The organism is Burkholderia sp. DN3021 (genome assembly GCF_049805555.1).
Lineage (GTDB): Bacteria > Pseudomonadota > Gammaproteobacteria > Burkholderiales > Burkholderiaceae > Burkholderia > Burkholderia pyrrocinia_C.
In genome coordinates this window covers 1-21,019 of the sequence record NZ_JBNCAB010000108.1, presented here as the reverse complement: position 1 = coordinate 21,019, position 21,019 = coordinate 1, and the positions used below count along the sequence as shown (strand labels likewise).

Annotated in this window: 20 protein-coding genes; 13 read left to right on the top strand and 7 right to left on the bottom strand. The window is 69.7% G+C overall.

What is annotated here, in order from left to right; translation table 11 throughout:
* The 3 genes from ACPUER_RS32635 to fghA form a co-directional block, all read left to right on the top strand.
* On the top strand, window positions 1-779 hold a 779-nt coding region (locus tag ACPUER_RS32635), incomplete at its 5' end, for an FGGY-family carbohydrate kinase (protein WP_425133104.1).
* Window positions 780-1,019: 240 nt separating this feature from the next.
* Window positions 1,020-2,126 carry an S-(hydroxymethyl)glutathione dehydrogenase/class III alcohol dehydrogenase gene (locus ACPUER_RS32630; protein ID WP_006483756.1) on the top strand — a complete coding sequence of 369 codons (1,107 nt, stop codon included), beginning with the start codon at window positions 1,020-1,022 and terminating at the stop codon, window positions 2,124-2,126.
* 16 nt (window positions 2,127-2,142) lie between these two features.
* On the top strand, window positions 2,143-2,991 hold the full coding sequence (gene fghA / locus ACPUER_RS32625) for an S-formylglutathione hydrolase (protein WP_425133103.1): 849 nt from the start codon (window positions 2,143-2,145) through the stop codon (window positions 2,989-2,991).
* A 128-nt stretch (window positions 2,992-3,119) separates the two neighbouring features.
* On the opposite strand, the gene ACPUER_RS32620 is transcribed toward fghA, so the two are convergent.
* Genes ACPUER_RS32620 through ACPUER_RS32605 form a run of 4 tightly spaced genes read right to left on the bottom strand, consistent with a single transcriptional unit; the run spans window position 3,120 to window position 6,219 of the window.
* Window positions 3,120-3,902: a metal ABC transporter permease gene (locus ACPUER_RS32620; protein ID WP_174419802.1), complete on the bottom strand. Its 783-nt coding sequence runs from the start codon at window positions 3,900-3,902 to the stop codon at window positions 3,120-3,122.
* On the bottom strand, window positions 3,895-4,782 hold the full coding sequence (locus ACPUER_RS32615) for an ABC transporter ATP-binding protein (RefSeq protein ID WP_175961944.1): 888 nt from the start codon (window positions 4,780-4,782) through the stop codon (window positions 3,895-3,897). The genes ACPUER_RS32620 and ACPUER_RS32615 overlap by 8 nt, the downstream gene beginning before the upstream one ends.
* Window positions 4,783-4,796: 14 nt before the next feature.
* Window positions 4,797-5,711, bottom strand: a complete 915-nt coding sequence (locus ACPUER_RS32610) for a metal ABC transporter solute-binding protein, Zn/Mn family (RefSeq protein WP_425133102.1) — start codon at window positions 5,709-5,711, stop codon at window positions 4,797-4,799.
* 46 nt (window positions 5,712-5,757) lie between these two features.
* Window positions 5,758-6,219, bottom strand: a complete 462-nt coding sequence (locus tag ACPUER_RS32605) for a Fur family transcriptional regulator (protein WP_011546084.1) — start codon at window positions 6,217-6,219, stop codon at window positions 5,758-5,760.
* 328 nt (window positions 6,220-6,547) lie between these two features.
* On the opposite strand from ACPUER_RS32605, the gene ACPUER_RS32600 reads away from it, so the two are divergent.
* The 8 genes from ACPUER_RS32600 to ACPUER_RS32565 all read left to right on the top strand — a co-directional run bounded on the left by ACPUER_RS32600 (window position 6,548) and on the right by ACPUER_RS32565 (window position 14,880).
* A complete protein-coding gene (locus ACPUER_RS32600) occupies window positions 6,548-7,324 on the top strand; it encodes an L-iditol 2-dehydrogenase (RefSeq protein WP_034178892.1) in 777 nt (258 codons plus the stop codon).
* A gap of 96 nt (window positions 7,325-7,420) precedes the next feature.
* The gene (locus tag ACPUER_RS32595; RefSeq protein WP_425133101.1) at window positions 7,421-8,377 is read left to right on the top strand and encodes a sugar kinase; all 957 of its coding nucleotides are present in this window, start codon (window positions 7,421-7,423) and stop codon (window positions 8,375-8,377) included.
* Window positions 8,365-9,726 carry a D-tagatose-bisphosphate aldolase, class II, non-catalytic subunit gene (locus ACPUER_RS32590; RefSeq protein WP_425133100.1) on the top strand — a complete coding sequence of 454 codons (1,362 nt, stop codon included), beginning with the start codon at window positions 8,365-8,367 and terminating at the stop codon, window positions 9,724-9,726. Before ACPUER_RS32595 ends, ACPUER_RS32590 begins: the two co-directional genes overlap by 13 nt.
* A 58-nt stretch (window positions 9,727-9,784) precedes the next feature.
* Window positions 9,785-11,110 (top strand): ABC transporter substrate-binding protein, encoded by a 1,326-nt coding sequence (locus tag ACPUER_RS32585; protein ID WP_425133099.1) that lies wholly within the window; start codon window positions 9,785-9,787, stop codon window positions 11,108-11,110.
* A 114-nt stretch (window positions 11,111-11,224) separates the two neighbouring features.
* Window positions 11,225-12,172 carry a carbohydrate ABC transporter permease gene (locus tag ACPUER_RS32580; RefSeq protein WP_425133098.1) on the top strand — a complete coding sequence of 316 codons (948 nt, stop codon included), beginning with the start codon at window positions 11,225-11,227 and terminating at the stop codon, window positions 12,170-12,172.
* Complete coding sequence (locus ACPUER_RS32575; RefSeq protein ID WP_310142283.1) at window positions 12,169-13,020, top strand: carbohydrate ABC transporter permease; 852 nt, start codon at window positions 12,169-12,171, stop codon at window positions 13,018-13,020. Before ACPUER_RS32580 ends, ACPUER_RS32575 begins: the two co-directional genes overlap by 4 nt.
* Window positions 13,017-13,715 (top strand): HAD family phosphatase, encoded by a 699-nt coding sequence (locus tag ACPUER_RS32570; RefSeq protein WP_310142281.1) that lies wholly within the window; start codon window positions 13,017-13,019, stop codon window positions 13,713-13,715. The genes ACPUER_RS32575 and ACPUER_RS32570 overlap by 4 nt, the downstream gene beginning before the upstream one ends.
* Before the next feature lie 55 nt (window positions 13,716-13,770).
* Window positions 13,771-14,880, top strand: coding sequence for a sn-glycerol-3-phosphate ABC transporter ATP-binding protein UgpC (locus tag ACPUER_RS32565; RefSeq protein WP_310142279.1), 1,110 nt, complete (start codon window positions 13,771-13,773; stop codon window positions 14,878-14,880).
* Window positions 14,881-14,893: 13 nt separating this feature from the next.
* Here ACPUER_RS32565 and ACPUER_RS32560 read toward each other — a convergent pair whose 3' ends face one another.
* Window positions 14,894-15,778, bottom strand: a complete 885-nt coding sequence (locus ACPUER_RS32560; RefSeq protein WP_425133097.1) for a LysR family transcriptional regulator — start codon at window positions 15,776-15,778, stop codon at window positions 14,894-14,896.
* Between the two features lie 114 nt (window positions 15,779-15,892).
* On the opposite strand from ACPUER_RS32560, the gene ACPUER_RS32555 reads away from it, so the two are divergent.
* A complete protein-coding gene (locus ACPUER_RS32555; RefSeq protein ID WP_425133096.1) occupies window positions 15,893-17,089 on the top strand; it encodes a serine hydrolase domain-containing protein in 1,197 nt (398 codons plus the stop codon).
* On the top strand, window positions 17,086-18,297 hold the full coding sequence (locus tag ACPUER_RS32550) for an MFS transporter (protein ID WP_425133095.1): 1,212 nt from the start codon (window positions 17,086-17,088) through the stop codon (window positions 18,295-18,297). Before ACPUER_RS32555 ends, ACPUER_RS32550 begins: the two co-directional genes overlap by 4 nt.
* A gap of 16 nt (window positions 18,298-18,313) precedes the next feature.
* On the opposite strand, the gene ACPUER_RS32545 is transcribed toward ACPUER_RS32550, so the two are convergent.
* Both ACPUER_RS32545 and xylB read right to left on the bottom strand, forming a co-directional pair.
* Window positions 18,314-19,270 (bottom strand): sugar-binding transcriptional regulator, encoded by a 957-nt coding sequence (locus ACPUER_RS32545; protein WP_425133094.1) that lies wholly within the window; start codon window positions 19,268-19,270, stop codon window positions 18,314-18,316.
* A gap of 124 nt (window positions 19,271-19,394) precedes the next feature.
* Window positions 19,395-20,876 carry a xylulokinase gene (xylB, locus tag ACPUER_RS32540; protein ID WP_425133093.1) on the bottom strand — a complete coding sequence of 494 codons (1,482 nt, stop codon included), beginning with the start codon at window positions 20,874-20,876 and terminating at the stop codon, window positions 19,395-19,397.
* Window positions 20,877-21,019: the final 143 nt, after the last annotated feature.

Below are 21,019 nucleotides of genomic sequence, written 5' to 3'. Positions count from 1 at the left end.
CGCTGGCGACGGGCGCGGCCGACACCGCATGCGCGGCGCTCGGCAGCGGGCTCGCCGCGGCCGGCGACGCGCTGCTGACGACGGGCAGCGGCGGCCAGATCGTCGTGCTCGCGGATACGCTGCCGCCCGCGCGGCGCGGGCTGCATCGCTATCGCGCGGCAGCCGGCGGCGGTTATTACACGATGGCCGCGATGCAGAACGTCGGGCTCGCGCTCGAAGCCGTGCGCGGCTGGCTCGGTTATTCGGGATGGGCGGATGCGTATGACGACGCGTTCGCGCAACCGGCGTCGGAACGGCTGTGCTTCCTGCCCTACCTGACCGGCGAGCGTTCGCCGTGGATGAACCCCGATGCGCGCGGCGGCTGGCTCGGCCTCGGGCTCGGCGACACGCGCGGCGCGATGATGCGTGCCGCGTTCGAAGGCGTCGCGTTCGCGTTGCGCGCGGGGCTCGATGCGATCCGCGATGCCGATCGTCGCGACCCGGTGACGACGCTGCGTCTCGCGGGCGGCGGCTCGGTCGATCCGCGCTGGCGCCAGCTGCTCGCCGACGCGCTCGGCGCGTCGCTGCACGCGATCGATTGCCCGAACGCCGCGACGCGCGGCGCCGCGCTGCTCGCGGGCGTCGCGATCGGACACTGGCGCGAAGATGCGTTGCACGCGCTGGCGCCGGCCGCGTCGCCGGTCGCCGCGCCGCGCGACGACCGCCTGCTGGCCGCGCGCCACGCACGCTTCATCGATCTGTATGCGCGCGCGGATGCATGGTTCACGACGGGCGTTTAAACTCGGACACTTGTTCTTTTGCGTCAGAGATGACGCATCGTGGCAAGCCGGCGACCGTTTCCCGCTCGCGGTGTGCGGCGGGACCGGCCATCATGGCGAGCACGAGATGCTTTTGCCGTGTCGCGCGATGTCGCGCGGCATGGTTTCGACAGCTTTGAACGGGGCCCGGTGCGAATGGGACCTGCGTAAGCGCCGAAGCGCCGCCCCGGGGCAACCTAATTGACAGACAGGAGTGACACGATGAAAACGAAAGCCGCGATTGCATGGAAGGCGGGTGCACCGCTGACGATCGAGGAAGTCGATCTCGAAGGGCCGCGCGCAGGCGAAGTGCTGATCGAAGTGAAGGCGACCGGCATCTGCCACACCGACTACTACACGCTGTCGGGTGCCGATCCGGAAGGGATCTTCCCGGCGATCCTCGGCCATGAAGGCGCGGGCGTGGTGGTCGACGTCGGCCCCGGCGTCGGCACCGTGCGCAAGGGCGACCACGTGATTCCGCTCTACACGCCGGAATGCCGCGAGTGCAAGTTCTGCCTGTCGCGCAAGACCAACCTGTGCCAGAAGATCCGCGCGACACAGGGCAAGGGCCTGATGCCCGACGCGACGTCGCGTTTCTCGCTCGACGGCAAGCCGCTGTTCCACTACATGGGCACGTCGACGTTCTCGAACTACATCGTCGTGCCGGAGATCGCGGTCGCGAAGGTGCGCGAGGACGCGCCGTTCGACAAGATCTGCTACATCGGCTGCGGCGTGACGACGGGCGTCGGCGCGGTCGTCTATTCGGCGAAGGTCGAGGCCGGTGCGAACGTCGTCGTGTTCGGCCTCGGCGGGATCGGCCTGAACGTGATCCAGGGCGCGAAGATGGTCGGCGCGGACAAGATCATCGGCGTCGACATCAACCCGAAGCGCGTCGAGCTCGCGAAGAAGTTCGGGATGACGCACTTCATCAACCCGAACGAAGTCGAGAACGTCGTCGACCACATCGTGCAGCTGACCGACGGCGGCGCCGACTACTCGTTCGAATGCGTCGGCAACGTGAAGCTGATGCGCCAGGCGCTCGAGTGCACGCACAAGGGCTGGGGCCAGTCGTTCATCATCGGCGTGGCCGCAGCCGGCGAGGAAATCAGCACGCGTCCGTTCCAGCTCGTGACGGGTCGCGAGTGGAAGGGCTCGGCGTTCGGCGGCGCGCGCGGCCGCACCGACGTGCCGAAGATCGTCGACTGGTACATGGAAGGCAAGATCAACATCGACGACCTGATCACGCACACGCTGCCGCTCGAGCGGATCAACGAAGGCTTCGACCTGATGAAGGCCGGCGAGTCGATCCGCTCGGTCGTGCTGTACTGACCGGGAGCGCACCGTCATGCTCGAACTCGTTTCCTCGCATGCGTGCCACGGCGGCGAGCAGCGCTTCTATCGCCACGATTCGACGGCGATCGGCCTGCCGATGAAGTTCTCGGTGTACCTGCCGCCGCAGGCCGCGCACGGCCGCGTGCCGGCGCTGTTCTACCTCGCGGGGCTGACCTGCACCGACGAGACGTTCGCGATCAAGGCCGGCGCGCAGCAATACGCGGCGCAGCACGGCGTCGCGCTCGTGATGCCCGACACGAGCCCGCGCGGTGCGGGCGTGCCGGGCGAGACCGATGCGTGGGACTTCGGTGTCGGTGCGGGCTTCTACGTCGATGCGACCGAGGCGCCGTGGTCCACGCATTACCGGATGGAGTCGTACGTGACGGGCGAGCTGCGCGAGCTCGTCGCGGCCGAGCTGCCGATCGACGGCGCGCGGCTCGGGATCTTCGGGCACTCGATGGGCGGACACGGCGCGCTGACGCTCGCGCTGCGTCATCCCGGCCTGTACCGGTCGGTGTCGGCGTTCGCGCCGATCGCCGCGCCGACGCGCTGCCCGTGGGGCGAGAAGGCGTTCTCGGGTTATCTCGGCGACGATCGCGACGCGTGGAACGCACACGACGCAAGCGAGCTCGTCGCGCGCGCCGATGCGCCGAAGTTCGCGGACGGCATCCTGGTCGACCAGGGCCTCGCCGATCAATTCCTCGCGAACCAGCTGAACCCCGACGTGTTCGAAGCCGCGTGCGCGAAGGCCGGCCAGCCGCTGACGCTGCGCCGTCATCCGGGCTACGACCACGGGTATTACTTCATCTCGACGTTCATCGCCGATCACATCGCGCATCACGCGCGCGTGCTCTCACGATGAACGGGGAGCGAAGCAGGTAACGCACGCATCGCCGCACGCGATTGCGGGCGCATAAAAAAAACGCCGGCGCTGCCCTCGGGCACGCCGGCGTTTTCATTGGCATCGGGCGGCGATCCGTCGGGCGGCGATCAGTGGCGCCGCAACAGGCTCGCGCCGTACACGAGCGCCGACAGCGCGGTGATCCAGAAGCTCGTCGGCCAGTCGGTGTGATAGGCAAGCGTGATGCCGGCCCACGCCTCGAACAGCGCGAACAGCGCGGCGAGCAGCACGCCCGTCGACAGCCGCGTCGACACGTTCTGCGCGGCCGCGGCCGGCCCGACCAGCAGCGTGAACACGAGCAGCACGCCGACGATCTGCGTCGCGGCGGCCACTGCGAGCGCGCACACCGCGAGGAACAGCATCGACACCGTGCGCAGCGACACGCCCTTGGCTTCGGCCAGTTCGGGCTGCAGCGATGCGAACAGCAGCGGCCGCGCGATCAGCGCGAGCGCGATCAGGCTCACCGCGCCGATGCCGGCCAGCACCGCGAGCGTGTCGTGGCTGACCGCGAGCACGTTGCCGAACAGCAGCGCAGTGACCTGCGTCGCGAACGACGTATAGAAATGCAGGAACAGCAGGCCGAAACCGAGCGCGCCCGACAGGATCACGCCGATCGCGACGTCGCGGCCCGCGAGCCGTTCGCCGAGCGCGCCCATCCCGATCCCGGCTGCGAGCGTGAAGCCGACCATCCCCCAGATCGGCGAGATGCCGAGCAGCACCGCGCCCGTCGCGCCGGTGAAGCCGACGTGCGACAGCGCATGGCCGGCGAAGGTCTGCCCGCGCAGCACCAGGAAGTAGCCGACGATGCCCGCGAGCACCGCGACGATGCCCGACGCCGCGAAGGCGTTGATCATGAAGTCGTATTCAAACATCGTGCGAATGCCCGGGATGAGCGTGTCCGTGGTGGTGATGGCCGTGTCCGCCGCCGCCGTGCGAGTGGCCGTCGTCGTCCTCGTGTTCGTGGTCGTGCTTCTCGATCTCGACGTCGCCCGACATCACGAAGATCTTGCCGTTCACGCGCATCACGTCGATCGGCGATCCGTAGAGGCGCGACAGCACGGGCTTCGTGATCACCTCGTCGACGGTGCCGAGCGCCGCGACGCCGTTGCCGAGATACAGCACGCGGTCGAGCGCGTTCAGCAGCGGATTCAGTTCGTGTGCGGAGAACAGCACGGTGATGCCGAGCTCGCGCTGCACGTTGCGCACGAGTTCGACCACGCCGCGCTGGTGGTTCGGGTCGAGGCTGATCAGCGGCTCGTCGAGCAGCAGCAGCTTCGGATTGCCGAGCAGGCACTGCGCGAGCAGCAGGCGCTGCCGCTCGCCGCCCGACAGCTCCGACAGCGGCCGGCGCGCGAGCGTCGGGCCGCCGACGAGGTCGAGCACGCGGTCGACCTCGCGGCGCGTCGCCGCATTCGTGTGCGGCAGCCCCCAGCGGTGGCCGTCGGCGGCCATCGCGACGAAGTCGTAGCCGCGCATCCGGCGGTTCGCGAGGCCGCTCCTGATCTGCGGCATGTAGCCGATCGACGCGTTGCCGCGCACGACCGGCACGCCGCCGACGGACAGCGTGCCGGCCGAGACGGGCACGAGGCCGAGCACGGCGCGCATCAGCGTCGTCTTGCCCGCGCCGTTCGGCCCGAGCACGCCGACGAATTCGCCGGGTTCGATCGAGAAGCTGACGTCGCGCAGGATCGTGCGTCCGCCCAGTTCGAGCGTGACGCGATCGACTGCGAGTGCGTGGGGAGTGGCGGTCATGTCGTTGCAGTCGCTTATTTCTTGCCGGCCGAAAGCGCGCTGGAGAGCGCATCGAGCTGGCCGGCCATCCATTGCTGGAAGGTCTTGCCGGCCGGCTGCGTCTCGGTGACGCTGACGGCCGGCACGCCGCCGTCGCGCGCGATCTTCAGCATGCGCCTGGTCATCGGCGCTTCGGCCTGGCTGTTGTAGATCAGCACGCGCACCTGCTTCTTGCGCAGGTCGTTCTCGAACGCGGCGACGTCCTGCGCGCTCGCCTCGGTGTCGTTCATCGTCGCGAGCTGGAAGCGCTGGTTGCGCATGTCGAGCCCGATCGCGTCGGACATGTAGCCGAACACGGGCTCGGTGGCCGTCACCGGCACGCCCTTGTACTGCGCGCGCAGCGCGGCGACCTTGTCGTCGATGGGCTTCAGCGACGCGACGAACTTCTGCAGGTTCGCGTCGTATTCGGCCTTGTTCGCCGGATCGGCGCGGCCGAGCTCGGCCGCGATCGCGCGCGCGGCGGCCGGCATCGTCGCCGGGTCGTACCACAGGTGCGGGTTGTCGCCGGCCTTCTTGCCGACCAGATCGGCGACGACGATCGTCGCGCGCTTCGCCTGCTTCGATGCGCCGAGCAGCTTGCCCATCCACGGATCGTAGTCGGCGCCGTTGTAGATCACGACCTGCGCGTGCTGGAGCGCGCGGGCGGTCTTCGGGCTTGCTTCGAACAGGTGCGGATCCTGTTCGGGATTGCTGAGGATGCTGGTTACCGCGACGTGGCGGCCGCCGATCTGCGACGCGACATCGCCATAGAAATTCTCGGCGGCGACGACGTTGACGGTCACGGCCTGCGCGAACGCGGGCGCCGCGAGCGACAGCGCGGCGGCAGCGGCGGCAAACCAGCGGACAGGCGACAGGGCGCGCCGCGGCGCGCGCTTCAAGGCAATGGACATGAAACTCCTCGTTGGAAAGGCGGCACATGCGCCGCGCGATGCGGCGTCAGCGTTGCGCGGGCTTGCGCTTGCAGTGGCCGCACAGGCCGCTCAGCTCGACGACCTGGTGGTGGACTTCGAAACCGTGCGCGGGCTCGCTCGCGGACAACTGCTTCGCGAGGTCGCCGCCGGGAATCTCGACGGTGTCGCCGCACGAATCGCAGATCAGGAACTGGCCTTCGTGCGGCACGCCGATCTCGCAGCACGCGAAGAACGCGTTCTTCGATTCGATCCGGTGGATGAAACCGTGCTCGACGAGGAAATCCAGCGCGCGATAGACGGTCGTGGGCGGCACGCGGCCGCGCTGCGGTTCGAGCTCGGCGAGCAGGTCGTACGCGCCGATCGGGCGCTGCGCGGCCAGCACGCGTTCGTAGACCTGGCGGCGCAGCGGCGTCCACGCGAGCCCGTGCTCGGCGGCGAATGCGTCGGCCCGGGACAGCCGGGCGTCAATGGACGATGAGGTAGCCATGGCGTGAAGCAGGCAGTCAAACAGAGTACGGCGATGATATAACGTATCGCCGTGCCGTGCAGCGCGAATTCCCCATTCCGTCTACGCTCCGTCCCCTTCATCGCCGATCCGGCCGCACCGCACCGCGCGCGCCGCGCCTTGCCGGGCGTGCGCCGCGGGCCGGCGCGATGCGCCGTCGTGCCGCAGCGCGTCATAGAAAGCCGTCACGTTGCCTTGACAGCGCGAATCGCGTATCCGATCATTCGATCAATAACAGAGCAATTGATCGGTCTGCGAGCGTTCGCTCACCTCGTGGCCGTCGTACAGCAGAACGAACCGGAGACAGCCAGTGAGACTGGAAGACAAGGTCGCGATCCTGACGGGCGCGGCAAGCGGCATCGGCGAGGCGGTCGCGCAACGCTATCTGGACGAGGGCGCGCGCTGCGTGCTCGTCGACGTGAAGCCGGCAGGCGGCTCGCTTGCGCGGCTCATCGAAGCGAACCCCGGCCGCGCGGTGGCCGTCACCGCGGACGTCACGCGCCGTGACGACATCGAGCGGATCGTCGCCACCGCCGTCGAGCGCTTCGGCGGCGTCGACATCCTGTTCAACAACGCGGCGCTGTTCGACATGCGCCCGATCCTCGACGAATCGTGGGACGTGTTCGACCGGCTGTTCGCGGTCAACGTGAAAGGGCTGTTCTTCCTGATGCAGGCCGTCGCGCAGCGGATGGTCGAGCAGGGGCGCGGCGGCAAGATCGTCAATATGTCGTCGCAGGCCGGCCGTCGCGGCGAGGCGCTCGTTTCGCACTACTGCGCGACCAAGGCCGCGGTGATCAGCTATACGCAGTCGGCTGCGCTCGCGCTCGCGCCGCACCGGATCAACGTGAACGGGATCGCGCCGGGCGTCGTCGACACGCCGATGTGGGAGCAGGTCGACGCGCTGTTCGCGCGCTACGAGAACCGGCCGCTCGGCGAGAAGAAGCGGCTGGTCGGCGAAGCCGTGCCGCTCGGCCGCATGGGCGTGCCGGGCGACCTGACGGGCGCCGCGCTGTTCCTCGCGTCGGCCGACGCCGACTACATCACCGCCCAGACGCTGAACGTCGACGGCGGCAACTGGATGAGCTGACGTGGCGACGCTCGCACGCGCAACCTGCCTGCAGGCCTTTGACGACGCGGCAATGCCGCACGCCGCGGCCGCCTTCGGACGAGGAGGGCACGCCTGATGGCCGCGATCGTCGTCGCCGGCGAACTGCTCGCCGAATTCGTCGCCGCCGAGCGCGGCCAGGGTTTCGACGCGCCGGGCCTGTTTGCCGGACCGTTCCCGAGCGGCGCGCCCGCGATCTTTGCCGATCAGGCCGCACGGCTCGGCGCGCGCGTCGCGTATGCGGGTTGCGTCGGCCGCGACGCGTTCGGCGACGCGATCGTCGCGCGGCTCGAACGCGACGGCGTCGATATCGCGCGCATCCGCCGCGTCGCGCGCCCGACCGGCACCGCGTTCGTCGCGTATCGCGACGACGGTTCGCGCAGCTTCGTCTTCAGTCTTTCCACCAGCGCGGCCGCGTGTGTCGATGCGTCCGACGTCGATACGGCGATGTTCGACGGCTGCCGCTACTTCCATGTGATGGGCTCGTCGCTGACGAGCGAATCGGCGATCGCGGCGATCCAGCGCGGCGTGATCGAGGCCGCGCGCGCCGGCGCGAAGGTATCGTTCGATCCGAACGTGCGCCCCGAGATGCTGAGCTTCCGTCCGATGCGTGCGGCACTCGACGAAATGCTCGCCGCCTGCCACCTGTTCCTGCCGAGCGAAGCCGACCTGCCGTTCTTCTGCGGGCCGCAGCCGGCCGAGCGCGCGATTGCGGGCCTGCTCGCGACGCATCCGCTGCTCGAGCGCGTCGTGCTGAAGCGCGGCTCGGAAGGCAGCGTCGCGTTCGACCGCGCGAGCCGTGCCGAAGTGCCGGCGTTTCCGGTCGACGAAATCGACCCGACCGGCGCCGGCGACTGCTTCGGCGGCACGCTGGTCGCGAGCCTTGTCGCGGGCATGCCGATCGAGGTCGCGCTGCGCCGCGCGAACGCGGCAGGCGCGATCGCGGTCACGCGGCGCGGCCCGATGGAAGGCAACAGCAGTGCGGCCGAGATCGACCGCTTTCTGACCGAACGAGGTGTGGCATGCCCGGCCTGACGACCGTCGCAGAACGCCCGCACACCGCGCACGCGGACGCCGTGCTGCGGATGATCTTCGACGCGAACCGCGCGGACGCGCAGCGCGGCATCTATTCGATCTGCAGCGCGCACCGGCTGGTGCTGGAGGCCGCGTGCGAAGCCGCGCGCGCGGACGGCTCGCCGCTGTTGATCGAGGCGACCTGCAACCAGGTGAACCATCTCGGCGGCTATACGGGCATGACGCCCGCCGATTTCCGCCGCGACGTCGATGCGATCGCCGCGCGCTGCGGGCTCGCGCCGTCGGCGCTCGTGCTCGGCGGCGACCATCTCGGCCCGAACCCGTGGCGGCACCGCCGCGCGGCCGATGCGATGCGCGAGGCCGGCGCGATGGTCGCCGCGTATGTCGAAGCCGGTTTCGAAAAGATCCACCTCGATGCGAGCATGGCGTGCGCGGACGATCCGGCGCGGCTCGACGACCGCACGATCGCCGCACGCGCGGCCGAACTGTGCCGCGTGGCGGAACACGCGGCGGCGCGCGCCGGTGTCGCGCCCGTCTACGTGATCGGCACCGAGGTGCCGACGCCGGGCGGCGAGGTCAGCGGCAATCCGGGCGATGCGACCGGCGCGGCGATCGCGCGGATCGCGGTCACGCGCAGCGACAGCATCGCGGCGACGCTCGACGCGCACCGCTGCGCGTTCGCGGCGGCCGGGCTCGACGACGCGTGGACGCGCGTCGTCGCGATCGTTGCGCAGCCGGGCGTCGACTTCGACGATCGCCACGTGCTCGACTACGACAGCGCCAAGGCAGCGTCACTCGGCGCGAGTATCCTGCATACACCGCGCCTCGTGTTCGAGGCGCATTCGACCGATTACCAGACCGAGGGCGCGCTCGCCGCGCTCGTGCGCGACCACTTCGCGGTGTTGAAGGTCGGCCCCGCGCTGACGTTCGCGCTGCGCGAGGCGCTGTTCGCATTGACGTTCATCGAGGATGCGCTGATCGACGACGTCTTGCAGCGCTCGCGGTTGCGCGACGTGGTCGATGCCGCGATGCGCGCGCAGCCCGAGCACTGGGCGCCGTACTACCGCGGCGACGAAACCGAGCAGCGGCTCGCGCGCCAGTTCAGCTACAGCGACCGGATTCGCTACTACTGGCTGCAGCCGGCCGTCGCGGCCGCGGTCGAGCAGTTGTTCGGCAATCTCGCGCGGCAGCCGGTGCCCGAGACGCTCGTCGCGCAGTGGCTGCCGGATGTCTACGCGGCGTGCCGCGCGGGCGGGCTCGCGAAGGAGCCGCGCGCGTGGGTGCGCCACCGGATACGCGACGTGATCGCGCACTATGCGCGCGCGTGCGGAATGCAGCGGCCGGCGTGACGGGCCGCGAAGGAAACGCAAGACCGACGACACATCGAACAATCACAGGAGACATGCCATGCAACGAAAGATGCTCGACGCCGCCGCACGCTGCTTCGCCGGAGCCGCGCTCGCGACGGCCGCCTGCGCCGCGTCCGCCGGCACGCTGACGATCGCGACGCTGAACAACCCCGACATGATCGAGCTGAAGAAACTGTCGCCGGCATTCGAGAAGGCGAACCCCGACATCAAGCTGAACTGGGTGATCCTCGAGGAAAACGTGCTGCGCCAGCGCGCGACGACCGACATCACGACCGGCAGCGGCCAGTTCGACGTGATGGCGATCGGCACCTACGAGACGCCGCAGTGGGGCAAGCGCGGCTGGCTCGCGCCGATCACGGGCCTGCCCGCCGACTACGATCTGAACGACATCGTGAAGACCGCGCGCGACAGCCTGTCGTACAACGGCCAGCTCTATGCGCTGCCGTTCTACGTCGAAAGCTCGATGACGTTCTACCGCAAGGACCTGTTCGCGTCGAAGGGGCTGAAGATGCCCGACCAGCCGACCTACGACCAGATCGCCGAGTTCGCGGACAAGCTCACCGACAAGTCGAAGGGCACCTACGGGATCTGCCTGCGCGGCAAGGCCGGCTGGGGCGAGAACATGGCGTTCGTGTCGACGGTCGTGAACACGTTCGGCGGGCGCTGGTTCGACGAGAACTGGAACGCGCAGCTCACGTCGCCCGAATGGAAGAAGGCGATCACGTTCTACGTGAACCTGCTGAAGAAGGACGGCCCGCCGGGAGCGAGCTCGAACGGCTTCAACGAGAACCTGACGCTGACCGCGTCGGGCAAGTGCGCGATGTGGATCGACGCGACGGTCGCGGCCGGGATGCTCTATAACAAGCAGCAGTCGCAGGTGGCCGACAAGATCGGCTTCGCGCCCGCGCCGGTCGCCGCCACGCCGAAGGGCTCGCACTGGCTGTGGGCGTGGGCGCTGGCCGTGCCGAAGACGTCGAAGCAGCAGGACGCCGCGCGCAAGTTCATCGCGTGGGCGACGTCGAGGCAGTACATCGAGATGGTCGGCAAGGACGAGGGCTGGGCGTCGGTGCCGCCGGGCACGCGCGCGTCGACCTATCAGCGCCCCGAGTACAAGGCCGCCGCGCCGTTCTCGGACTTCGTGCTGAAGGCGATCGAGACGGCCGACCCGAACGATCCGTCGCTGAAGAAGGTGCCGTACACGGGCGTGCAGTACGTCGGGATTCCTGAATTCCAGTCGTTCGGCACGGTGGTCGGCCAGTCGATCGCGGGTGCGGTTGCAGGGCAGATGACGGTCGACCAGGCGCTCGCCGCCGGGCAGGCCGCCGCCGACCGCGCGGTACGGCAGGCCGGCTACAAGAAGTAACGCGCAAGCAGTCGCGTGGCCCGCGCCGTGCGCCGTCGCGCGCGGTGCGGGCCGGCGAAGCCGAAAGGCGGGCAGGCCGTTCGCGCCCGCGCATCAACCGGAGGGACCCCGATCATGCGTCACCTGCGTCTTCCCCTGAGTCACGCGCCGTCGGTCGGCGACGCGTCGTTGCCGCCAGGCGCGCCGCGCCGCGCGCGCGGCGGCGCGAGCTGGCTCGTCTCGCCGTCCGTCGCGGTGCTGCTGCTGTGGATGTCGATTCCGCTCGCGATGACGATCTGGTATTCGTTCTCGCGCTACAACCTGCTGAACCCGGACGTGAAGGGTTTCGCGGGGCTCGACAACTATCGCTTCCTCGCGACCGATCCGTCGTTCCTGCCGGCGATCTGGCACACGCTCGTGCTGATCGGCGCGGTGCTCGCGATCACGGTGATCGGCGGCGTGCTGATGTCCGTGCTGTTCGACCGCAAGTTCTACGGGCAGGGCATCGCGCGGCTGCTCGCGATCGCGCCGTTCTTCGTGATGCCGACGGTATCCGCGCTGATCTGGAAGAACATGATCCTGCACCCGGTGTACGGGCTCGTCGCGAACGCGATGCGCGCGTTCGGGATGACGCCGATCGACTGGTTCGCCGATTACCCGCTCACCGCCGTGATCATCATCGTCGCATGGCAATGGCTGCCGTTCGCGTTCCTGATCCTGTTCACCGCGATCCAGTCGCTCGACCAGGAACAGAAGGAAGCCGCGCGCATCGACGGCGCGGGCCCGATCGCGATGTTCTTCTACATCACGCTGCCGCACCTGAAGCGCGCGATCGCCGTGGTCGTGATGATGGAGACGATTTTCCTGCTGTCGATCTTCGCGGAGATCTACACGACGACCGGCGGTGGCCCCGGCGACGCGACCACCAACCTGTCTTACCTGATCTATGCGCTCGGCCTGCAGCAGTTCGACGTCGGCCTCGCGTCCGCGGGCGGCATCATCGCCGTCGTGGTCGCGAACGTCGTGTCGTTCTTCCTCGTGCGGATGCTCGCGCGCAACCTGAAGGGGGAGTACGAGAAATGAGCGACCTGACCTTCGAAGGCCGGCGCGCGCCGGCCGTGTTCGACCTCGTGCGGCGCGCAATGCCCGGCGCGCTCGCGTGGCTGATCGCGCTGCTGCTGTTCTTCCCGATCTTCTGGATGGCGATCACCGCGTTCAAGACCGAGCAGCAGGCATACGCATCGTCGCTGTTCTTCATGCCGACGCTCGACAGCTTCCGCGAGGTGTTCGCGCGCAGCAACTACTTCTCGTTCGCGTGGAATTCGGTGCTGATCTCGGCGGGCGTCACGGTGATCTCGCTGCTGTTCGCGGTGCCGGCCGCCTATGCGATGGCGTTCTTCCCGAACCGCCGCACGCAGAAGGTGCTGCTGTGGATGCTGTCGACGAAGATGATGCCGTCGGTCGGCGTGCTCGTGCCGATCTACCTGCTGTGGAAGAACGCGGGGCTGCTCGACACGGTGTCGGGCCTCGTGATCGTCTACACGCTGATCAACCTGCCGATCGCGGTGTGGATGACCTTCACGTACTTCAACGAGATCCCGAAGGACATCCTGGAAGCCGGCCGCATCGACGGCGCGTCGACGTGGCAGGAGATCGTCTACCTGCTGATGCCGATGGCGCTGCCGGGGCTTGCGTCGACCGCGCTGCTGCTCGTGATCCTGTCGTGGAACGAGGCGTTCTGGAGCATCAACCTGTCGAGCTCGAACGCGGCGCCGCTGACCGTGTTCATCGCGTCGTACTCGAGCCCCGAGGGGCTGTTCTGGGCGAAGCTGTCCGCAGCGTCGCTGCTCGCGGTCGCGCCGATCCTGATCGTCGGCTGGCTGTCGCAGAAGCAGCTCGTGCGCGGGCTCACGTTCGGAGCGGTCAAGTGAGCGCGGCGGGCCAAGGTGCGAACGTGCTGATCTGCGATTGCGACGGCGTGCTGATCGACAGCGAGGCCGTCGCCGCCGACGTGATCGTGCGCGAACTCGACATGCGCTGGCCGGGCGTCGATGCGCGTCCGGCCGTGATGCCGCTGCTCGGGCTGCGCATCGAGCGCGTGCTGGCGGGTGCGGGCGACGCCGTCGGACGCAGGCTGTCGGCCGACGACGTCGACGCGATCCGCCGCGCGGTCGAGGCGGCCGCCGTCAATGCGCCGATGGTCGAAGGCATCGACGCGGCGCTCGGCGCGATTCAGTTGACGACGGCCTGCGCGAGCAACAGCTACCGCGCATACGTCGAGGCGGCGCTTGCGCGCACGGGCCTCGCGCGCTTCTTCGGCGAACGGCTGTTCTGCGCGGATTCCGTCGCGCGGCCGAAGCCGGCGCCGGACGTGTATCTCGCGGCCGCGCGCACGCTCGGCGTCGCGCCAGCGCAGTGCCTCGTCGTCGAGGACAGCGTGACCGGCATCACCGCGGCGGCCGCGGCCGGCATGACCGTGCTCGGCTTCGTCGGCGGCGGGCATGCGTCGGCCGCGCAGATCGACGCGCTGCGCGGCATCGGCGCGCGTCACGTATTCGACGACATGCACGAGCTGCCCGGCTACGTCGCGCGCTGGCAGGCGACGGGCGCGGTGCTGCCGAACTAGCAACGATTGCGCGCCGCGTACCACGCGGCGCATCACGAACGAACGGAGACAGATCATGGCAAGCGTGCTCCTGCGCAACATCGCGAAGCGCTACGACGAAACCGAAGTGCTGCGCAACGTGAACCTCGACATCGCCGACGGCGAATTCGTCGTGTTCGTCGGCCCGAGCGGCTGCGGCAAATCCACGCTGATGCGGATGATCGCGGGCCTCGAGGATATTTCGAGCGGCGACCTGCTGATCGACGGCGCGAAGGTCAACGACGTGCCGAGCGCGAAGCGCGGCATCGCGATGGTGTTCCAGTCGTATGCGCTGTACCCGCACATGACGCTGTACGACAACATGGCGTTCGGCCTCAAGCTCGCGGGCGCGAAGAAGCCGGAGATCGACCAGGCCGTGAAGCAGGCCGCGAAGATCCTGCACATCGATCATCTGCTCGATCGCAAGCCGAAGCAGCTGTCGGGCGGCCAGCGGCAGCGCGTCGCGATCGGCCGCGCGATCACGCGCAAGCCGAAGGTGTTCCTGTTCGACGAGCCGCTGTCGAACCTCGACGCCGCGCTGCGCGTGAAGATGCGGCTGGAGTTCGCGCGGCTGCACGACGAACTGAAGACGACGATGATCTACGTGACGCACGACCAGGTCGAGGCGATGACGCTCGCGGACAAGATCGTCGTGCTGTCGGGCGGCGCGGTGCAACAGGTCGGCACGCCGAACGCGCTGTATCACGCGCCGGCGAACCTGTTCGTCGCGGGCTTCATCGGTTCGCCGAAGATGAACTTCCTGAAGGGTGCGGTCGAATCGGTCGACGCGGGCGGTGTGCTCGTGCGCTTCGACAGTGGCGAGACGCAGTACGTCGCGGTCGAAGCGGCCGGGCTGCAGCGTGGCGCCGCGGTGACGGTCGGCGTGCGGCCCGAGCATCTGCTGGTGGGCGCGGCGGCCGCGGGCGTCGCCGCGCACACGATGGCCGTCGAGTCGCTCGGCGATGCCGCGTATCTGTACGCGGAGTCGGCGGTCGCGCCGGACGGGCTGATCGCGCGGATTCCGCCGCTCGACACGTATCGCACCGGCGAGGCGCTGCACGTGCACGCGCAGGCCGAGCACTGCCATCTGTTCGACGAGCACGGGCAGGCGTTTCGCCGGCTCGGCGTGCACGCGAAGGCCGCGTGACGGCCGCGATCGGTCAGAAGCGCAGGTTTGCGGCCATGAAGTCGACGAACGCGCGCAGCTTCGGCGTCGGATGGCGGCCCGACGGCCACAGCACGTAGATCGGCGTGCAACTCGCGACGTGTTCGTCGAGCACCGCGCACAGCGTGCCGTCGTCGAGCGCGGCGCGCACGAAGAACTCGGGCAGGCACGCGATGCCGAGCCCGCGCAGCGCGAAGCACAGGCGCGCTTCCGCGCTGTTGCTGACCATCGAGACGGGCACTTCGGGCGGCGTGCCCGAGCGCGGCACGCGCAGCGGCCAGGTTTCGAGCTTGCCGCTGCTCGGAAAGCGGTAGTGCAGGCAGCGGTGCAGCGCGAGATCGACCGGTGTGCGCGGCGTGCCGTGCCGGGCGAGGTAGTCGGGCGACGCGACGAGGTGCTGGCGGAAATGGCGGAGCAGCCGCGACGACAGCCGTGAATCCGACGGCCGGCCAGTGCGCAGCACCGCGTCGAACCCTTCGTCGACGACGTCGACGAGCCGGTCGCTGAAATCGATATCGAGTTCGATCTCCGGGTACTCGGCCATGAAATCGGCGAGCACCGGCAGCAGCAGCGTGCCGATCGTCGGCAGGCTCACGCGCAGGCGTCCGCGCGGCGCTTCGGCACTGTGCGTCAGTTCCTGTTCGGCAGCTTCTATCTCGGCGATCACGCGCCGGCACCGTTCGAGAAACCGCGTGCCTTCGGCCGTCAGCGTGATGCTACGCGTGCTGCGGTGAAACAGCCGCACGTTCAGGCGCGCCTCGAGCCGCGCGATGCGCTTGCCGATCGCCGACGCCGACAGCCCGAGCGCGCGGCCGGCCGCGACGAAACTGCGCGTTTCCGCGACCTGAACGAACACGACGAAACCGCCGAGATTTTCCATGCAAGTTCCCGATTGCGGACGCCAGCGTCCGGATTGTCCGGAACTCTAACCCGGTTTTTCTTCTTGCGTCGGCTCCCTACGATGAACGTTCGTTCACTGTCGAGAGGTCACGCCATGTCATCCCTGCCTGTCACCGTTTCCCGTGCCGAACCGGACGCCGCGCTGCGCCGCCGGCTCGACGACGCGCTCGATCGCGCGCTCGCCGACGAGCGCATCGTCGGCGCGGTCGTGCTGGTCGCGCGCGACGGCGAGCTGCGCCATGCGCGCGCCGCCGGGCTCGCCGATCGCGAAGCCGGTACGCCGATGCGGGAAGACGCGCTGTTCAGGCTCGCGTCGGTCACGAAGCCGGTCGTGACGGCTGCCGCGATGCGGCTGGTCGCGGCGGGGCGCATCGCGCTCGACGAACCCGTCGCGCGCTGGTTGCCCGAATTCCGCCCGGCGCTGCCCGACGGCGCACCCGCCGCGATCACGTTGCGTCATCTGCTGTCGCATACGGCCGGCCTCGGCTACCGCTTCCTCGAAGCCGATGGCGACGGCCCGTATGCACGTGCCGGCGTGTCCGACGGGATGGATCGTTCGGGCATTTCGCTCGCCGAGAACGTGCGGCGCATCGCAAGCGTGCCGCTGCAGTTCGCGCCCGGCACGTCGTGGGGCTATTCGCTCGCGACCGACGTGGTTGGCGCGCTGATCGAGGCGGTCGACGGCCGGCCGCTCGCCGAGGCAGTGGCCGCGCTCGTCACGACGCCGCTCGGGATGACCGACACCGCGTTCGTCGCGCACGACGCCGCGCGCGTCGCGACGCCTTACGTGAGCACGCCGGGTGCGCCGCGGCGGATGGCGGACACCGATCTCGTGCCGGTATTCGACGGCACGATCGGCATCCGCTTCGAGCCGGCGCGCGTGTTCGATCGCGACGCGTGGCCGTCGGGCGGCGCGGGGATGGTCGGCACCGCGCGCGATTGCGTGACGCTGCTCGACGCGCTGCGCACCGGCCGCGACGGCTGGCTCGAACGCGCATGGATCGACGAGATGGCGTGCATCCAGCCGGGCGCGCACGAGCTGCCGGATGCACCGGGTTTCGGCTTCGGGCTCGGCTTTTCGGTGCTGCACGATCCGGCGGCCGCGCAGTCGCCGGAGTCGGTCGGCACCTGGCGCTGGGGCGGCGCGTACGGGCATGCATGGTTCGTCGACCGCGCGGCCGGGCTGACGGTCGTCGCGCTGACCAACACGCTGTACGAGGGCATGTACGGGCGCATCGTGACCGACGTGCGCGATGCGGTCTACGGCATCGATACCGGGAGCGCGGCATGAGCGACTGCACGTCGATCGACGACGAGGTTTCCATCGGGCCGGTGGAGGCGGGCGAGCGCCTGCCGGTCGCGAACCTGCTGGCGCTCGCGACGGCCGCCTTCATCACGATCCTCACCGAGGCATTGCCGGCCGGCCTGTTGCCGCTGATGAGCGCCGACCTGCGCGTGCCCGACGCGCTGATCGGCCAGCTCGTGACCGTGTATGCGCTCGGCTCGATCGTCGCGGCGATTCCGCTTGTCGCCGCGACGCGCGCGATGCGCCGGCGCCGCCTGCTGCTTGCGGCGCTGGCCGGCTTCGTCGTGTCGAATGCGCTGACCGCCGCATCGCCGTACTACGCGCTCACGCTTGCCGCGCGCTTCGTCGCGGGCATGTCGGCCGGGCTGCTGTGGGCGCTGCTGGCCGGCTATGCGAGCCGGATGGTCGACGCGTCGCTGCGCGGCCGCGCGATTGCGGTCGCGATGCTCGGCGCGCCGGTCGCGATGTCGATCGGCATTCCGGCCGGCACCGCGCTGGGCGCGGCGCTCGGCTGGCGTGTCGCGTTCGCGTCGATCACGCTTGCGGCGCTCGCGCTGATCGGCTGGATCCGCTGGCGCGTGCCCGATTACCCGGGGCAGCAGGCCGGCGCGCGCGAACCGGTGCTCGGCGTGATGACGCTGCCCGGCGTGCGGCCGGTGCTGACCGTGATGTTCGCGTACGTGCTCGCGCACAACATGCTGTACACGTACGTCGCGCCGTTTCTCGCGGGCGTGCGGATGGGTGCGCAGGTCGATGTGGTGCTGTTGGTGTTCGGCATCGCGTCGCTGGTCGGCATCGCGCTGACGGGCGCGTGGATCGGTGCCGCGCAACGGCGTCTTACGCTTGCCAGTATCGCGCTGTTCGCGCTCGCGGCGGCGATGCTCGGCGCCGGATCGGGGATGGCGATCGTCTATGCCGGCGTGGCGCTGTGGGGGCTCGCGTTCGGCGGCGCGCCGACGCTGTTCCAGACGGCTGCCGCGAACGCGGCGGGGGAGTCGGCCGACGTCGCGCAGTCGATGCTCGTGACGGTGTGGAATCTCGCGATCGCCGGTGGCGGCATCGCGGGCGGGATGCTGCTCGGCGCAACCGGCGCCGGCGCGATTCCGTGGGTGCTCGTGGCGCTGCTGGCGGCCGCGTGGATCGGCGCGTGGCGCGCGCGCCGGCATGCGTTTCCGGCGCCGCGCGCGGCCTGAGCGTCCGGCTGCGGCGTCAGTCCGCCTTTGCGTCGAGCGCGGCGCGCGCGCAGGTTTCGTCGGTGACGAGCCCCGACAGCCAGCCGCCGCGCAGCGCGGCGATCACCGCGTCGCGTTTCTTCGGGCCGCCCGCGAACGCGATCGTCGGGCGCTTCGGCGGCGTGGCGAGCGACACGCTCGTCACGCGCGCGCTGGTCGACACGTCGATCAGCTTACCGTGCGCGTCGATCGGCATGCCGAGCAGTTCGGCCACCGCGCCGAGCGCGGTCATCTCGTCGAGCTCCTGTTCGGTGATGAAGCCGTCGTCGTAGAGCGGGCAGTGCGGGCCGGTGTTGCCGATCCCGATGAACGCGACGTCGGCCTTGCCCGACAGCGCCTCGACGATCCGGTACAGCCGGTGGTTGCACCACTGCGCGCGTTCCGCGGCGCTGTCGGCGAACAGCGGCGCGGGCAGCAGGAAGTGCTTGCTGCCGGTCTTCTCGGAGATGTACTGCGCGACGTCGTAGCGGTTCGACGAACCGTCGGCCGCGATCGCGCCGACCATCGATACGAGCCGGTGCTGCGGGCGGTCGATCTGCGCGATCTGCGCGACCGCGGCCTTCAGCGTCCGGCCGCTGCTGACGGCGATCACCATCGGCCGCGTCTCGCCCAGGTAGCGCTCCATCACCTGCGCGCCGGCGACCGCGAGCTTGCGGTCGATCGCTTCGGGCGCATCGGCATCGACGGGCACGACTTCGCACATCGCGAGGCCGTAGCGTTTCGACAATTGCGCGCCGAGATCGAGGCAGTCGGCGAGCTGGTGGTCGACGCGCACGCGGATCAGGTTCTTCTCGACCGCGAACGCGACGAGGCGCTGCGCGACCGGGCGCGACACCTGCAGCTTTTCGGCGATTTCGTTCTGCGTGTCGCCCGCGACGTAATAGAGCCACGCGGCACGCGTGGCGAGATCGAGTTTTTCTGAAGACTTGGACACGATAGCGATTCGGTTCGGATCTGGGGGCCGCCCCGCGGGCCGGCCGGCGGGCCGCGCGACGGCATCCACTGTACCGCATGTGTTGCGCGCGGCCGACGGTCGGTGCGCGCCGCCGCGACGGGGCTTACGCGAGCCGCGTGCGCGACGGTTCGTACAGCGGTCGCACGTGGCGGTACAGCGCGCGGAACGCGTCGAGGCGTTCGCGCAGCAACGCATGGCGGGCCGCGTCCGGCGCGTATTCGGCGCGCACCGGCGGCTTGGTCAGCACCGTCTGCGGATCGCCGCCGACGGCCAGCCAGCCGAGCCGCGCCGCGCCGAGCGCGGCGCCCGTTTCGCCGCCGCCGATCTGGCGCGTGCGCACGTTCAGCGCATCGGCGATCAGTTGCGCCCAGAACGCGCTGCGCGCGCCGCCGCCGATCAGCGACAGCTGGTCGGTTTCGACGCCGGCCGCATGCAGCGCGTCGAGGCCGTCGGCGAGGCCGAGCGTCACGCCTTCGAGCACTGCGTAGCCGAGATGCGCGCGTTCGGTCGCGTGCGTCATCCCGAAAAACACGCCCTGCGCATACGGATCGTTGTGCGGCGTGCGTTCGCCGGACAGGTAGGGCAGGAACAGCGGCGCCGTCGCAAGCGCGTCGGCGTCGAGCGCCTCGACTTCGGCGAGCAGCGCCGGCTCGTCGGTGCCCGTCAGCTTGCAGACCCAGCGCAGGCAGCTCGCGGCCGACAGCACGACGCTCATCAATTGCCAGCGATCGGGAATCGCATGGCAGAACGCATGCACGGCCGATGCGGGATTCGGCATGAAGCGGTCGCCGACCACGCTCAGCACGCCCGACGTGCCGAGCGACACGAAGCCGTCGTCCGCGTGGATCGCGCCGATGCCGAGTGCGCTCGTCGCATTGTCGCCGCCGCCGCCGGCCACCACGACGGCCTCCGACAGCCCGAGCTCGCGCGCGACATCGGCGCGCAGCGTGCCGGACGGCGCATTGCCTTCGACGATGCGCGGCATCTGGTCGCGCGTCATCCCGCACGCGGCGAGCAGCGCGTCGGACCAGTCGCGGCGCGCGACGTCGAGCCACAGCGTGCCGGCCGCGTCCGACGGGTCGGACACCTTCGCGCCGGTCAGCCGGAATCGCAGGTAGTCCTTCGGCATCAGCACGCATGCGGTTGCCGCGAACACGTCGGGTTCGTGCTTCGCGACCCACAGCAGTTTCGGCGCGGTGAAGCCCGGCATCGCGAGATTGCCGGCGAGGGCGTGGAGATCGGGCGCGCGTTCGGTGAGCAGCGCGCATTCGTCGGCGCTGCGCATGTCGTTCCACAGGATCGCGGGGCGCAGCACGCGGTCGTCGCGGCCAAGCAGCACGGCGCCGTGCATCTGGCCCGACAGGCCGATGCCGCGCACCTGCGCGAACGCTTGCGGATGCCGTTCGCGCAGCGCCGCGAGCGCGGCGAGCGTGCCTTGCCACCAGTCGTCCGGATGCTGTTCGGCCCAGCGCGGATGCGGCCGCGACACGGTGAACGGCGAGCCGGCGGTGCCGACGACCGCACCGTCCGGGGCGAGCAGCAGCACCTTCACTTCCGAGGTGCCGAGGTCGATGCCGAGATACATGAGCGATCCGTTCCGTCAGAGAGGACCCGCTATTTACGCCGGCCCGCCCGGATTGTGCAACGGGGGTTGGCCCGGCCGCGCGCCCGGGCGCCGGCTGGCGCGCGTCAGCGCTGCGCGAGCCATGCGTCGACGCGGGCGAGCGC